The following is a 13739-nucleotide window of genomic DNA, read 5'->3' on the forward strand; positions in this document are numbered from 1 at the left end:
CCGTGGATGCGGTAGAGCGAGCCGCCGAGATACATCGCGCGGGCGCCGAGCGGGTTCTCCGGGCCGCCCTTCATGTAGCGCGGCAGGTCGGGCCGGCGCCGGATCATCTGGGCCGGCGGGCGCCAATCGGGCCACTCGCGCTTCATCGAGATGGTCTGCACGCCGCCCCAGGTGAAGCCCGGCCGGCCGACGCCGACGCCGTAGCGCAGGGCCTGGCCGTTGCCGAGCACGTAGTACAGCCGGCGCTCGCCGGTGGAGACCACGATGGTGCCGGCGCCGTAGGGACCGGAATACGCCACCGTCTCGCGGGGGATCGGGCTCAGCTTCGGCACCGCGGCGTCGAGGGGGTCGACGGCGGCGGCGGCGGGGGAGCGCACCGTGACGGTGAGCGGCTGGTCGAGGGGCTGACGGGTGAGCGGGTCGATCTCGTAGGCGGCGGCGGGTGCCGCCCAGGCGGTGACGGCGCAGACCAGCCCGGCCAGGGCGGGAACGAAGCGGCGCATGAAAGCCTCTGGGCAAGGAAAGCTTGGACGGGGAAGCGCGGAGCAGGACGGTGCGAACGCAGCCGGCACCGTACGGCGGAACCAATGGCCAAGCCGTAAACGCCCACGTCCCAAAGCCAAGCTTAAATCCGGGGCGGCTCCGCGGTTGCGAAGGCGGCGTTGTGCCCGCGCCACACCGTGGCGGCACGGGCACATATCCCCAGGTGTTTCGCCCGCGTTTCCCGGATCGTCAGCGCAGGGCGGCGAGCGTCCGGCGCGCCCGTTCGGTGATGGCGTCGAAGTGGCCGGCGCGGATCTCGGCCTCGGGCGCGAGCCACGAGCCGCCCACCGCCGCGACGTTCGGCAGGGCGAGCCAGGCCTTGGCGTCGGCTTCGCCGATGCCGCCGGTGGGGCAGAACCGGGCCTGCGGGAAGGGGCCGCCGAGCGCCTTCAGCGCCGCCATGCCGCCCGCCGGCACGGCGGGGAAGAACTTCGCCACCGTGAAGCCGGCGGCGAGCACCTGCATCAGGTCGGAGGGCGTGGCGATGCCGGGCATGAACACCATGTCGCTGGCCGCCGCCGCCCGTAAGAGCTCCGGCGTCGCCCCGGGGCTGAGCGCGAAGCGGGCCCCGAGGTCGTGCGCGGTCTCGAGGTCGGCCGGCGTCAGGACGGTGCCGAGGCCCACCACCGCCTCCGGCACCTCGGCCATGATCGCCTTGGCGGCGTCCCGCGCCACCGGCGTGCGCAGGGTGATCTCCAGGGTGGTGATGCCGCCCGCCACCAGGGCGCGGGCCAGCGGCACCGCGTGGGCGAGTTCCGGTACCGTGATGACCGGGATCACCGGAGAGGCGGCGAGCAGCGCGTCGAGGCGCTGGGAACGGGTATCGGCGGTCATGGGCGTCCCTGTTCGGTGGCAAGCGGCAGGTCGGGCATCGCCGACCGGGGGATCACGGCGCCGCGATGGCCGATGACGGCGCCGGCGAGGCGGTGGCCGCAGGCGGCCGCCGCGGCGGGGGGACGGCCGGCGAGGCGGGCCGCCATGTAGGCCGCCGCGAAGCTGTCGCCCGCCGCGGTGGTGTCGACGACCGCCGCGACGGGCGAGGCCGGCACCGTGACGTCATCGCTCCCGGCGAGCACCCGGACGCTCGGCGGCGAGCCGCTGCCCTTCAGCACGATCTCGCACCGGCCGTGATGGCGCAGCACCTCCTCCTCGCCCTCCGGCCCGTACAGCCATTCGAGGTCTTCGCTCGATGCGAAGATCAGGTCGGCCGCCGCCATCGCGTCGCGGAAGGCGGATTGCGCCTTCGCCTTGTCGGGCCAGCCGCGGGGCCGGTAATTGGTGTCGAAGGCGACCCGCCCGCCCCGGGCCTGGACGGCCCGGCAGGTCTCGGCGAGCGCCCCCCGCCCGGCCTCGCCGTAGAGCGACAGGCTGATGCCGGAGGCGTAGACGAGGTCGTAATCCGCCAGGGCGGCGCGGGTCTCGGCGGCGCCGGGGCCGGAGAACAGGTCGCGGGCGGCGGCGCTGTCGCGCCAGTAATGGAAGCTGCGCTCGCCCTTGTCGTCGGTGCGGATGATGTAGAGCCCCGGCATCCGCCCGGGCAGGCGCCGCACCTGGGCCGTGCCGACCCCCTCGGCGGCCCAGGCCGCCAGCATCTCCTCGCTCCACGGATCGTCGCCGAGCGCCGTCACGTAATCGACCGCGACGCCGAGCCGGGCGAGGTAGAGGGCGGTGTTCAGCGTATCGCCGCCGTAGCCGCGCAGCAGGCTGCCGTCGGGCCGCTCCGACAGCTCCATCATGCATTCGCCGATGCAGGCGACCCTGGTTGCCATCGTCTCCGTTCCTCTCCCGGCGGTGCGGGCGGCAGGGCTGCCCGGGCCTGCGTCCGGAGGCAAGCCGCGATGCGAGCCTCCCTCCAGCTCCGCCTCGCGGTGCTGAGCCGTCATCGCCTATCGACCCTCCGGGCGTTGTCAACGGCCCCGGCATGCCCGCGCCGCGGCCCGCTCGCGATGCCGCAGCGTAAAATCGGTTGGGGTCGGGTCTTGAACCGGCCCGCGCGGCTGCGCTAGAAAGCCTTCCCTCACGTCGCTCATCGAGGTGATCGCAGCGAGGACGCCGCGACGGCCTCACGGGCCGCCGCGCGCACGACCTGATGCCGCGTCCCGGTCCAGCCAGGGACGGGGGAGGAACGGTACGAGACCACAAGGCAGCCGCCGATCACGCCAGACATCCGGGATCACCAGACCCCAACCGTCTTCGGAGTTCGTTCGTCATGCCCCTCTATCTCCTCCGATCCACCTCCCGCGACCGAAGCGTCACCAATCCGGTTCACGACTTGCCGATCGAGGCGCCGACGGTGCGCCACGCTGTCGCCCGCGTGCTCGGACGGGCCGACGAGGTCTTCGGCGACCGGACCGGCGAGGCCTGGCTCGTCGCGGAGGATGGTGCCCGGGTCTGGAGCCTGAGCCTCGAGACCGAAGAGCTCGAGGCCCTCGCCCTGGCGTGACGTCTCCGGGCGTCGATCACGCTCCGGCTTCGACCCTCGGCCTTGCTGACGCCGCAAGCGCCGCGCATCGGGACGGCCCCGAGCCCCGTTCCGAGATCCCCGATTCGATGAGATTCCTGTTTCAGGGTGCCGTGTTCCTGGGCGCCGCGACCGGACTCGCCCTGGCCGCCACCCCTGCCGCCGCCGACTGGCGCTACTGCCTCGCCCGCGGGCCGGCCCGGACGGTCTATCTCTCGGCCCCGTTCTCCACCGTCGCGGCGATGCCGTCCCTCGATGCCGCCTTCGGGCTCATGCTCGACCGCACCCACCGCGCCCACGACCCTGTCCAGTGCCCGCGGGCCGACAACGCCGCCGCCCTCCGGGCGATGCGCCTGACGGCGCTCCGCTACAACCGCCAGGACGGCGAGACCGTGGTCGAGCTGGACTGGGCGCCCGACCGCGACGCCGCCGCCAAGCCGTAGCTCCCCGCGCCGCGCGAGAACCCCGTCCGGCCGGATCGCCGCCCAGCCTGCCGCGCGCATGACAGGCTCGCGCTCTCGCGCGCATGGCAAGCCCGCGCTCTCGCGCGCATGGCAAGCCCATCCTCGCGGGCGCATGGCAGGCCCGCCCTCGCGGGCGCATGGCAGGCCCGCCCTCGCGGGCGCATGGCCGACCCGCGCCGACCGCGCTTCGGACTGGATCGTTAGCATCCTATCTATGAGGCCGACCCATCATCGGCTCGGCCGAGCGCGACGGCGATGCGACGCGACATCCTGCAATCCCTCACCTTGACCCTGCTCCAGGCCGGGCGCGTCTGGCGCCGGGCCGCCGACGAGGTCGTGACCGCCTACGGCCTGACCGAGGCGACGGCCCTGCCGCTCCTCATGATCGGACGCCTCGGCGGCGACCTGCGCCAGACGACGCTCGCCGATGCGCTGGGCGTCGAGGGCCCGAGCCTGGTGCGCCTCCTCGACCAGCTCTGCGAGGCCGGCCTCGTCACCCGCCGGGAGGATCCGACCGACCGGCGCGCCAAGGTGCTGCACCCGACGGCGGAAGGCCGGGCCCGCGCCGCCGCCATCGAGGCGCGGTTCGACACCTTGCGTGAGGCGGTCTTCACCCATGTCGGCGACGACGACCTGCGGGCGGCCTTAAGGGTGCTGCGCGCGCTCCAGGCCGAGGGCCCGAAAGGCGTGAGCCTCGCCTGCGGGCTCGAGACGGTCGCGCCGCTGCCGCGCCCGGCAACCGGAGGACGCGCGTGATGCTGCCCGGCTGGCGCCAGTGGCTGTTCGCCTTCAAGGTCAGCGGGGCGGCGCTCCTCGCCCTCGGGATCGCCTTGTGGGTCGACCTGCCGCGCCCCTACTGGGCGATGGCGACCGTCTACATCACCATGCAGCCGCTCTCCGGCGCCACCCGCTCGAAGGCCCTGTACCGGGTGGTGGGCACGCTGATCGGCGTCTCGGCCGCGGTCGTCCTGGTGCCGCCGCTGATCGACTCGCCCGAGATGCTGACCCTGGGGTTGGCGCTCTGGACCGCGGGCTGCCTCTACCTCTCGCTCCTCGACCGCTCGCCCCGGGCCTACCTGTTCATGCTCGCCGGCTACACCGCGGCGCTGATCGGCTTCCCGGCGGTGACGGCGCCTGAGACCATCTTCGACACCGCGGTGTCGCGGGCGGAGGAGATCACGCTCGGCATCCTCTGCGCCTCGCTGGTGGCGAGCCTCGTGTTTCCCGAGCCCGTCGGGCCGGTGCTCGCCGGCCGGGTCGGGGCGTGGCTCGCCGAGACCGGGCGCTGGACCGGCGACGTCCTGTCGGGGGCCGGCGAGGAGCCGGCGGTCCGGGCGCGGCGCCTGCGGCTGGCCGCGGAGGCGGCGGAGATCGATGCGCTCTCGGCCCATCTCGCCTACGACACCTCGGCCCAGAGCCGGGCGGTGCCCCTGGTCCAGCTCCTGCGCGGCCGGATGCTGATGCTGCTGCCGGTCCTCTCCTCCCTCGCCGACCGGATCGCGGCGTTGCGCGGCCTGTCCGGGCTGACGCCGGAGCTGCGCAGCCTGCTCGCCGACGTCGAGGCGTGGTCGGCGGCGGGCGCCCCTGCGGGCGAGGCCGGCGCGCTGATGGTCCGCATCGAGGCCGCCGACCACCCGCTGCCGCCCCACCCGTCCTGGACCGCCCTGGTGCTGGCGAGCCTGATCGACCGCCTGCGCGAGTTGGTGGCGATCGGCCAGGATTGCCGGGCGCTGCAGGACGGCATCGGTCGCGGCGACGGTTCCTTGCGCGAGCCGCTGGCCTATGCGGGCGAGTTCGGCGGCCGGGCGCCGCGCCACCGCGACCACGGCATGGCCGCGCGCTCCGCCCTCGGGGCGTTCCTCGGCATCGTCGCCTGCGTGGTGGCGTGGATCGCCACCGCCTGGCCCGACGGCGCCACCGCGGCGATGATGGGCGCGGTTTTGTGCTGCATGTTCGCGACCCAGGACGATCCGGTCCCGGCGATCCTGAGCTTCGCCACCTGGACCGGAATCGCCGCGCTGGCGGTCGGTGTCCTGCAGTTCGGCGTGATGCCGCTGGTGCACGATTTCGTCAGCCTGGCCCTGGTGCTGGCGCCCGCCCTGATCCTGTGCGGCCTGCTGATGACGAATCCCAGGACCCTGCCGGTGGGCCTGGCGCTTGGCGTCAACGGCAATGCCCTGCTGGCGATCCAGGACCGCTACGCCACGGAGTTCGGCGCTTACGTCAATTCGGGCCTCGCCCTCGTCGGCGGCATCTGGATCGCCGCCCTCGTGACCCGGCTGGTGCGCTCGGTCGGGGCCGAGCACGGCGCCCGCCGGCTCGTCGCGGCGAGCCGCGCCGACCTCGCCCGGGCGGCGCGCCGGCGCGGGCGCGGCGACCGCACCGCCTTCGCCCACCTGATGCTCGACCGCCTCGGCCTGCTGGTGCCGCGGCTCGCCGCGGCCGGGCCGGACAGCGACCTGTCCCGCATCGACACCCTGGCGGCCCTGCGGGTCGGCATGAACCTCGTCTCGCTGCGGCGCGCCCGCCACGGCCTGCCGCCGGAGGCGGTCGCGTCCCTCGACGGCGCCCTCGACGCGGTGGCGAGCCACTACGAGGGGCCGCGCGGGCCCGCCTCCGAGACGCTGCTCCGCCGCATCGACGCGGCGCTCGCGCGGGTCGAGGCGGAATCCGGCGGCGAGTCGGGACACGGGGCCCGGCGCGACGCGCTCCTCGGCCTCGTGGGCCTGCGCCGGGCGTTGTTTCCCGGGGGGCCGCCCCCCGGTCCCGCCCTGCGCGTGGGGGAGGCCGCCTGATGGCCGATATCGACCTCTACGGCGCCTTCGTGCCGGCCCTGCTGGTCTGGGCGCTGCTCGCCTTCCTGGTCAGCCTCGTGGTGCGCCGGCTGATCGGCGCCCTCGGGCTCTATCGGCTGGTCTGGCACCGGCCGCTCTTCGACCTCTGCCTCTACCTCGTGTGCCTCGGCGGCGTCGTGTCGCTCGCCGGCCGCCTGACCTGAAGATTCGAGACATGACCCGCGCGCTCGCCTTCCTCGGCCGCTTCGCCGTCACCGCCGCCATGCTGGCGCTTGCCGTCATCGTCGGGGCGGCGCTCTGGGACTATTACCTCGAGGCCCCCTGGACCCGCGACGGGCGGGTGCGGGCCGAGGTGGTCGGCGTCGCCCCCGACGTCTCCGGCCTCGTGCGCGACGTGGAGGTGCGCGACAACCAGCAGGTCAAGCGCGGCGACGTGTTGTTCCGCATCGATCCGGACCGCTTCGGCCTTGCCTTACGGCAGGCCGAGGCCGTGGTGGCCGGCCGCAAGGCCACCCTGGTCCAGGCCGAGGCGGACCTCGCCCGCTACCGCCAGCTCAGCGACAACGTGGTGTCGCAGCAGAAGCTGGAGGCGACGCTCGCCGCCGAGCAGAGCGCGCGCGCCGCCTACGACCAGGCCGTGGCCGACCGCGACCTCGCCAGGCTCAACCTCGACCGCTCCGAGGTGCGCGCCTCCGTCAACGGCCGCATCAGCAACCTCGAACTGCGCCCCGGCGCCTATGTGGGGGTCGGCAAGGCCGTGATGGCGCTCGTCGACAGCGATACCCTGCACGTCCAGGGCTATTTCGAGGAGACCAAGCTCGACCGCATCCATCCCGGCGACCCGGTCACGGTGCGGCTGATGGGCGAGGATCGCGACGTCACCGGCAAGGTCGAGAGCGTCGCCGCCGGCATCGAGGACCGGGAGCGCAGCGCCGGATCGTCGCTGCTGGCCAACGTCAACCCGACCTTCGCCTGGGTGCGCCTCGCCCAGCGCGTCCCGGTGCGGATCGCCCTCGACGCCGACGTGAACCGCGGCCGCCTCACCGTCGGGCGCACCGCCACCGTGGTGGTGCATCCCCGCGGCGAGCGGCCGGAGGTCCGACCGTTCGAAGGTCTGCGCCATCTCGGCCTGCGCGGCGGCTGGGAGGCGCTGAAGGCCAACCTGCCGGCGATCAGGAGCTGACGCCGCGAGGCGACCGATCGCGCTTTCGCCCCGTCCGGCGACGGATTAAGGAGCCCACCAAGACGTAGAAGGCAGTGCGGCCGGGAGGAGGCCCCCATGGCAGACCAGAACATGGCAGACCGGACCATCGCAGACCCCCGGCAGGACGCCCTCGGCGCCCGCACGATCGCGACGATCACCTGGCGGCTGATGCCGCTCCTCGGCCTGATGTACCTGATCGCCTACATCGACCGGCAGAACGTGTCCTACGCCAAGCTCCAGATGGTCGGGGACCTGGGCCTGAGCGAGGCGGCCTACGGCTTCGGCGCCTCGCTGTTCTTCCTCGCCTATTTCCTGTTCGAGGTGCCGTCGAACGTGATCCTGGAGCGGGTCGGCGCCCGGGTGTGGTTCACCCGCATCATGGCGACCTGGGGGATCATCACGATCCTCCTCGGCTTCTCGACCGGGCCGGTGATGTTCTACGTGCTGCGCTTCCTCCTCGGCGCGGCGGAGGCCGGGTTCTTCCCCGGCGTGCTCTACGCCCTGACCCTGTGGTTCCCGCAGGTCTTCCGCGGCCGGATGGTCGGCTGGTTCATGATCGCGAGCGCGGTGGCGAACGCCGTCGGCGCGGCGATCGGCGGCGCGCTCCTCGACCTCGACGGCCTGCTCGGCTACCGCGGCTGGCAGTGGGTGTTCATCGCCACCGGCGTGCCGGCGGTGCTGCTCGCCTTCGTGGTGTTCTTCATCCTGCCCGACCGGCCCGGGAAGGCGCCCTGGCTCGGCGCCGACGAGAAGACGTGGCTCGCCGACACCCTGGCGCGCGAGGCGGCGAGCACCCCGCACACCGACCACCACAACCCGTTCCGGGTGCTCGCCGACATCCGCGTGGTGCTCCTGTCGCTGCTCTACGTGGCCTTCCCGCTCGCGGCCTACGGCCTGAGCTACTGGCTGCCGACGGTGGTGAAGGGCTTCGGCGTCTCGAACACCATGAACGGCGTCATCAACATCATCCCGTGGATCTGCGTCGGCTTCGCCCTGTGGTGGGTGCCCCGGCACGCGGCGCGCACCGGGGAGACCACCTGGCATATCGCCGGCCCGGCCCTCGTCGGGGCGCTGGGCCTCGTCCTCAGCGTGGTGCTGCCCGGCGACGCGGTGAAGTTCGCCTGCCTGTGCGTGGCGGCCGCCGGCATCTTCTCGGGCCAGCCGGTCTTCTGGTCGCTGCCCCCGACCTTCCTGCGCGGCGCCACCGCGGCGGCCGGCATCGCGATGATCAACTCGGTCGGCAATCTCGGCGGCTTCATCGCCCAGAACGTCGTGCCGTGGATCGGCGACGCCAGCGGCAGCAAGCTCGTGCCGATGCTCTTCCTCGCCGCCTGCCTCGTCGTCGGCGCGGTCATGGTGTTCGTGGTCCAGGGCATCCTGAGGCGCCATATCCCGGCCGAGGCCGGGAGGCTCGCGCCGGCGCGGCGCTGACGGAGCCTCGCCGTATCGGGATCGAAGGATCCCGGCCCGGCATGACATTATCCCCTTCGGGGCCGATTTGCGTCCTGAAAGGGATAACGCTTGTCTTTTCAATAGCCTATCGGGACAAGGCGGCGTAGGATCGGCCTCGAGGCAGCCCGATCCGATCGGCGCCTGCGGCGCAGACCCATTCGGGCTTAGCCAGCGCCTTCGAACAAGTCTGTTCGAAGGCGCTGCGGTATGAAGGCTCACGCCACCGGCACGAGACACGCCAGCCCCGCCGCCAGCCCCCACAGCAGCAAGCACGCCCGCCGGTACAGCACGAGCGCCCGGACGATGTCGTCGCCCGTGGCCTCCGCCCGGCCCGACCCCATCCAGGCATCCTCCACCCGCGTGGTGCCGTAGACCCGCGGGCCGGCGAGGCGCAGGCCCAGCGCGCCGGCCATCGCGGCCTCAGGGAAGCCGGCATTGGGCGAGCGGTGGCGGCCGGCATCGCGCCGCACGGCGTCGAGCGCGGCCCGGGCGCTGGCCCCCGGGGTCAGGGCGGCGGCGGCGACGACGAGCCCGGCGGTGAGGCGCGAGGCCGGCAGGTTGACGAGGTCGTCGAGGCGGGCGGCGGCCCAGCCGAAGGCCTCGTGCCGGGGCGTGCGGTGGCCGATCATGCTGTCGGCGGTGTTGATCGCCTTGTAGAGCGCGCCGCCTGGCAGGCCGCCGGCGCCGAGCCAGAAGGCCGGCGCCACGATGCCGTCGGAGAAGTTCTCGGCCAGGCTCTCGATCGCGGCGCGGCAGAGCGCGGCCTCGTCGAGGGTCTCGGGGTTGCGCCCGACGATCATCGCCACCGCCCGGCGCCCGCTGGGCAGGCCGTCGCGGTCGAGGTCCCGGGCGACCCGGGCGACGTGGTCGTGCAGGCTGCGTTGCGCCGGCAGGCTCGCGGCGAGGAGCGCGCAGAGGAGCGTGCCGGGAAGGAGCCCGAGCGCCCCGCAGGCAAGCGCCAGGGCCGACGCCGCGAATCCGGTCGCCGCGAGGACGAGGCCCAAGGCCAGCACCCCGGCGATGCGCCGGCGCCCCTCAGGATCGCCCTCCCGGTTGAGGCGCCGGTCGAGGGTGGCGATCAGGGCGCCGATCCAGGTGACAGGGTGGCCGGCCAGCCTGTAGAGGCGGTCCGGATAGCCGAGGGCGGCCTCGATCGCGAGAGCGAGGACGAGCACCGGGAGGCTGTCGGGCGGGTGCAGCAGGGCGGCCATGGCAAGCAAGAAGGAGGGGTCGATCCGGCACGGGGGCGACCTCGGCGAGGCCTGCCGGCTCTTCCCGCAGGCCCCCGAGCCCTGGATCGACCTGTCGACGGGGATCAATCCGATCCCCTATCCGTGGCCGGCCCTCGAGGCCAGCGCCTTCACGCGGCTGCCGGCCAAGTCCGACCTCGCCTCCCTCGAGGCCGCGGCGGCGCGGGCTTACGGCGCGGCGCCGGATCACGTCGTCGCCGCGCCCGGCACCCAGGCCCTGATCGACCTGGTCCCGCGGCTGCGGCCGCCCGGCCGCGTCGCGGTGGTCGGTCCCACCTATGCCGAGCACGCCGCCTCCTGGACCCGGGCCGGGCACGCCGTCGTGGCGGCGGCGGACCTCTCCACGGAGGCCGACGTGGTCGTGGTCGTCAACCCGAACAACCCGGACGGGCGGGTGGTCCCGGCCCGCGACCTCGCCGCGGCCGCGGCCGGGCTCGCCGCGCGCGGAGGCTGGCTGGTGGTGGACGAGGCCTTCGCGGATCTCGAGCCGGTCGAGAGCCTGTGCGGAGCGCCGCCGCCCGGGTGCCTGGTGCTGCGCTCCTTCGGCAAGACCTACGGCCTCGCCGGCCTGCGGCTCGGCTTCGCGGTAGCGGGTGAGCCGCTGATCGGCACCGTGCGCCGCGGGATCGGGCCATGGGCGGTGTCGGGGCCGGCGATCGCGATCGGCCGCCGCGCCCTCGCGGACGGCGCGTGGCGGCGGGAGGCCGCGGTGGCGCGGGGCCGGGACGCGGCCCGGCTCGACGCCCTGCTCGAAGCGGCCGGCGGCCGGGTCGTCGGCGGCACGACGCTGTTTCGCACCGCCGACTTCGCGGACGGGCCGGGCCTGTTCGCGCGTCTCGGGCGGGCCGGGATCTTCGTGCGCCGGTTCGAGGCCGCGCCGGCGCGCCTGCGCTTCGGGCTGCCTGCCGGCGAGGCGGCCTGGGCCCGCCTCGCCGAAGCCCTCGGCGCGTGACCGGGCGCCATTAAAAAGGCCGAAAACGGCAGCATCCGAAAACCCTGGCCGTCGGGGACGAAGGCGGCCGGCGCCGCACGGGGAATCAGGCAGAATGGACGCGGACGAGGTCAAACGGCGCGATAGGCTCGGCAGCATGATCGCGTTCGCGCGGCGCACCGTGCCCGACCTGCGCCGCAACGCCGAGACGGTCGAGCCGATCTCCCCCGCCGGCCCGCGGGGCCGGCTGCCGGCGCTGCTCAACCCGCTGCGCTGGAGCCGCGTGCCGCTCCTGCCCCACGAGGGCACCCGGAACCGGGTCCTGACCCGGCTGCTGCGCAACATCGGCATCTTCGTGCTGCTGCCGACGGCGATCGTCGGGATCTATCTCTTCTTCATCGCCGCCGACCAGTACGTGGTCGAGGCCCGCTTCGCCGTCCGCGGCGAGGTCGAGCCGATGGGCAACGTCGCGCTCGGCGAGTTCTCCTCGCTGATCCAGAAGAACAACAGCCAGGACAGTTACATCGTCCAGGAATATGTCCAGAGCCAGCCGATGCTGGAGAGCGCCCAGAAGGAGCTCGACGTCGTTCGGATGTTCACCCGCGACGAGGCCGATTTCTGGACGCGCTATTCCGGTGAGAAGCCGATCGAGGAGTTGCTGGAGTACTGGCGCAAGCGCGTCCAGGTCCATATCGATCTCGTCTCGGGCGTGATGACCCTGACGGTGCAGGCCTTCACGCCCGACGACGCCCTGGCGATCGGCCGGCACGTCGTGGCCCGCGCCGAGGCGCTGATCAACGCGATCTCGTCGCGCGCGCAGCAGGACATGCTCAAGCACAGCCAGGACGACCTGGCGGCGAGCGAGGAGCGGATGCGCAAGGCCCACCTCGCGCTGCGGGAGTTCCGCAACCGCTGGGGCATCATCGATCCCGCCAAGTCCGCCGAGGCGACGATGACCACGCTGCTCGGTCTGCGCAAGGACAAGATCAAGGCGGAGAACGACCTGCAGGTGCTGCGGGGCTCCGGCCTCGACGAGAAGTCGCGCTCGATCCAGACCATCGTGGCGAGCCTCAACGCCACCAACCAGCAGATCAAGCAGCTCGAGGATTCGCTGACCAGCGACGGGATGGTCGTCGGCGGCCGGCACGCCTCGGACGCGATCCTGGAATACGAGGGGCTCATGGTCGAGCGCACCATCGCCGAGCGCCTGAACGAATCCGCCACCATGATGCTCGACCGCGCCCGGGTGGCGGCGAACCGCCAGCACGTCTACCTCGCGGTCTTCGTGCCGCCGACCCTGCCCCAGCTCTCCACCGTCCCGAAGCGCGGGCACGCCCTGTTCGTCGCCTTCTTCGCCTTCCTGGTGCTCTGGGGCTGCAGCAGCCTGCTCATCGCCGGCGTCAAGGACCACAACATGTGAGCCCGGCGCGGCGTCCGGGCTTCGGCCGCCGCGCGGTTTCGTGCGATGAAGCGGATCGGGGCGCCACAGGGGCGCCCGCGACGTGAAGGACGAGCAGCACCCCGATGTCCGATTTCACGGACCTGGTCGCCCGGGCGGTCTCCCCGGCGATGAGCCGCGAGGAACGCGATGCGGTCTACCAGGTGGTCAAGCAGGCCATGCGCCGGCTCCAGGAGCGCGAGAACCTGAGGGACGACGACCCCCGCGCCCTGCTCCAGGAACACCTCGTCGAGGAGACCATCCGCGACGTCGAGGCGCTGGTCACCCGCTACCTCGCCCGACAGACCATCCTGGAGGCCGAGCGTGCCGCGGAGGCCGCCAGGGCCGACCAGGCCGCAGCCGGCCAGTAGGGCTCCCGCGCAGGGGTGACGGCCTCCGGTCGCGTCACGCCTCCTCGGTCAGGCGCTTGAGCGAGGTCTGGAGGGCGTCGCCGCCCAGCAGGAGCGCCCGGGACAGATCCGCCAGGGTGACCCAGCCGACGACCCGCCCGCCCGCATCCCGCACCGGCAGGCGCCGGACGTGGTGGGCGGCCATCAGGTCGAGGGCGGTGCGGACGGGATCGGTCTCGGTGCAGGACACGACCGGGCGCGACAGCACCTCGCTCACGCGCAGGGTGCGCGGGTCGAGCCCCTGCGCGACCACCCGGTAGAGGATGTCCCGGTCGGTGACCACGCCGTCGAGGGCGTCCGGCGTGCCGACCGGCAGGGCGCCGACATCGAGTTCGCCCATCAGCACCGCGGCCTCCTGCACCGGGGCCTCCCCGGGGATGAACTCCACGTCCCTGCTCATCACGTCCGCGACCGTCGCGCTCATCGTCCCTCGCCGCCTTGTCCCGCCTGCCAACCCGCGAGGGCCGGGGCCGGCTCCCGGTCCGATGCGCAAATTCCTCTCCGGCAGCACACCCGTGAAATTTTGACGACGGCACGGGAGCTTGGGCGAGGGCCGGCGCGTTCAGCCCACAGTCAGGCTTCTCGCCCCCGGGATCGTCGAACGTCCTCATGAACATGGAACTCACGTCCAAGCCCGCCCCGGAAACCCCGGCGGCCCCGCCTCTCGCCCGGCGCGCCTCGCGCATCAGCGAGGGCCAGCCCTTTCCGCTCGGCGCCACCTGGGACGGCCTCGGCGTCAACTTCGCGCTGTTCTCCGCGCACGCCACCAAGGTCGAGCTGTGCCTGTTCGG

General features: G+C 73.3%; 16 protein-coding genes. 11 read left to right on the plus strand and 5 right to left on the minus strand.

Annotated features, from left to right (window positions below; translation table 11 throughout):
- The 3 genes from VQ03_RS29270 to VQ03_RS29280 all read right to left on the minus strand — a co-directional run.
- Nucleotides 1–503 (minus strand): L,D-transpeptidase (locus VQ03_RS29270; RefSeq protein ID WP_048454450.1); only part of this gene is annotated, 503 nt, incomplete at its 3' end.
- 229 nt (nt 504–732) lie between these two features.
- Complete coding sequence (gene eda, locus VQ03_RS29275) at nt 733–1377, minus strand: bifunctional 4-hydroxy-2-oxoglutarate aldolase/2-dehydro-3-deoxy-phosphogluconate aldolase (protein ID WP_048454451.1); 645 nt, start codon at nt 1375–1377, stop codon at nt 733–735.
- Nucleotides 1374–2312 (minus strand): sugar kinase, encoded by a 939-nt coding sequence (locus tag VQ03_RS29280; RefSeq protein WP_048454452.1) that lies wholly within the window; start codon nt 2310–2312, stop codon nt 1374–1376. The genes eda and VQ03_RS29280 overlap by 4 nt, the downstream gene beginning before the upstream one ends.
- Nucleotides 2313–2752: 440 nt before the next feature.
- Here VQ03_RS29280 and VQ03_RS29285 point away from each other — a divergent pair, with 440 nt between their 5' ends.
- The 7 genes from VQ03_RS29285 (at nt 2753) to VQ03_RS29315 (ending at nt 8898) form a co-directional block, all read left to right on the plus strand.
- The gene (locus VQ03_RS29285) at nt 2753–2986 is read left to right on the plus strand and encodes a hypothetical protein (protein WP_048454453.1); all 234 of its coding nucleotides are present in this window, start codon (nt 2753–2755) and stop codon (nt 2984–2986) included.
- Nucleotides 2987–3093: 107 nt separating this feature from the next.
- A complete protein-coding gene (locus tag VQ03_RS29290; RefSeq protein WP_048454454.1) occupies nt 3094–3447 on the plus strand; it encodes a hypothetical protein in 354 nt (117 codons plus the stop codon).
- A 276-nt stretch (nt 3448–3723) separates the two neighbouring features.
- Complete coding sequence (locus tag VQ03_RS29295) at nt 3724–4224, plus strand: MarR family winged helix-turn-helix transcriptional regulator (protein ID WP_048454455.1); 501 nt, start codon at nt 3724–3726, stop codon at nt 4222–4224.
- Nucleotides 4224–6263 carry an FUSC family protein gene (locus VQ03_RS29300; RefSeq protein ID WP_342586484.1) on the plus strand — a complete coding sequence of 680 codons (2040 nt, stop codon included), beginning with the start codon at nt 4224–4226 and terminating at the stop codon, nt 6261–6263. Before VQ03_RS29295 ends, VQ03_RS29300 begins: the two co-directional genes overlap by 1 nt.
- Nucleotides 6263–6466 (plus strand): DUF1656 domain-containing protein, encoded by a 204-nt coding sequence (locus VQ03_RS29305; RefSeq protein ID WP_048454457.1) that lies wholly within the window; start codon nt 6263–6265, stop codon nt 6464–6466. Before VQ03_RS29300 ends, VQ03_RS29305 begins: the two co-directional genes overlap by 1 nt.
- A gap of 11 nt (nt 6467–6477) precedes the next feature.
- Nucleotides 6478–7446: an efflux RND transporter periplasmic adaptor subunit gene (locus VQ03_RS29310; RefSeq protein WP_048454458.1), complete on the plus strand. Its 969-nt coding sequence runs from the start codon at nt 6478–6480 to the stop codon at nt 7444–7446.
- A gap of 111 nt (nt 7447–7557) precedes the next feature.
- Entirely contained in the window at nt 7558–8898 is a 1341-nt protein-coding gene (locus VQ03_RS29315) for an MFS transporter (RefSeq protein ID WP_048454465.1), read from the plus strand.
- Between the two features lie 236 nt (nt 8899–9134).
- Here the strand turns inward: VQ03_RS29315 and cbiB are convergent, their stop codons facing one another.
- Complete coding sequence (gene cbiB / locus VQ03_RS29320) at nt 9135–10130, minus strand: adenosylcobinamide-phosphate synthase CbiB (RefSeq protein ID WP_048454459.1); 996 nt, start codon at nt 10128–10130, stop codon at nt 9135–9137.
- Here cbiB and cobD point away from each other — a divergent pair.
- The 3 genes from cobD to VQ03_RS29335 all read left to right on the plus strand — a co-directional run bounded on the left by cobD (nt 10129) and on the right by VQ03_RS29335 (nt 12909).
- The gene (gene cobD / locus VQ03_RS29325) at nt 10129–11121 is read left to right on the plus strand and encodes a threonine-phosphate decarboxylase CobD (RefSeq protein ID WP_048454460.1); all 993 of its coding nucleotides are present in this window, start codon (nt 10129–10131) and stop codon (nt 11119–11121) included. The genes cbiB and cobD overlap by 2 nt on opposite strands.
- A gap of 94 nt (nt 11122–11215) precedes the next feature.
- Complete coding sequence (locus VQ03_RS29330; RefSeq protein WP_048454461.1) at nt 11216–12520, plus strand: KpsE/RkpR family capsule polysaccharide export protein; 1305 nt, start codon at nt 11216–11218, stop codon at nt 12518–12520.
- Nucleotides 12521–12624: 104 nt separating this feature from the next.
- Nucleotides 12625–12909, plus strand: coding sequence for a hypothetical protein (locus VQ03_RS29335; protein ID WP_048454462.1), 285 nt, complete (start codon nt 12625–12627; stop codon nt 12907–12909).
- Nucleotides 12910–12943: 34 nt separating this feature from the next.
- On the opposite strand, the gene VQ03_RS29340 is transcribed toward VQ03_RS29335, so the two are convergent.
- Complete coding sequence (locus VQ03_RS29340) at nt 12944–13372, minus strand: CBS domain-containing protein (RefSeq protein WP_048454463.1); 429 nt, start codon at nt 13370–13372, stop codon at nt 12944–12946.
- A gap of 191 nt (nt 13373–13563) precedes the next feature.
- Here VQ03_RS29340 and VQ03_RS29345 point away from each other — a divergent pair.
- Nucleotides 13564–13739: hypothetical protein (locus VQ03_RS29345; RefSeq protein ID WP_157064315.1), on the plus strand; the 176-nt coding region annotated here is incomplete at its 3' end.

This window comes from Methylobacterium tarhaniae (genome assembly GCF_001043955.1).
GTDB lineage: Bacteria > Pseudomonadota > Alphaproteobacteria > Rhizobiales > Beijerinckiaceae > Methylobacterium > Methylobacterium tarhaniae.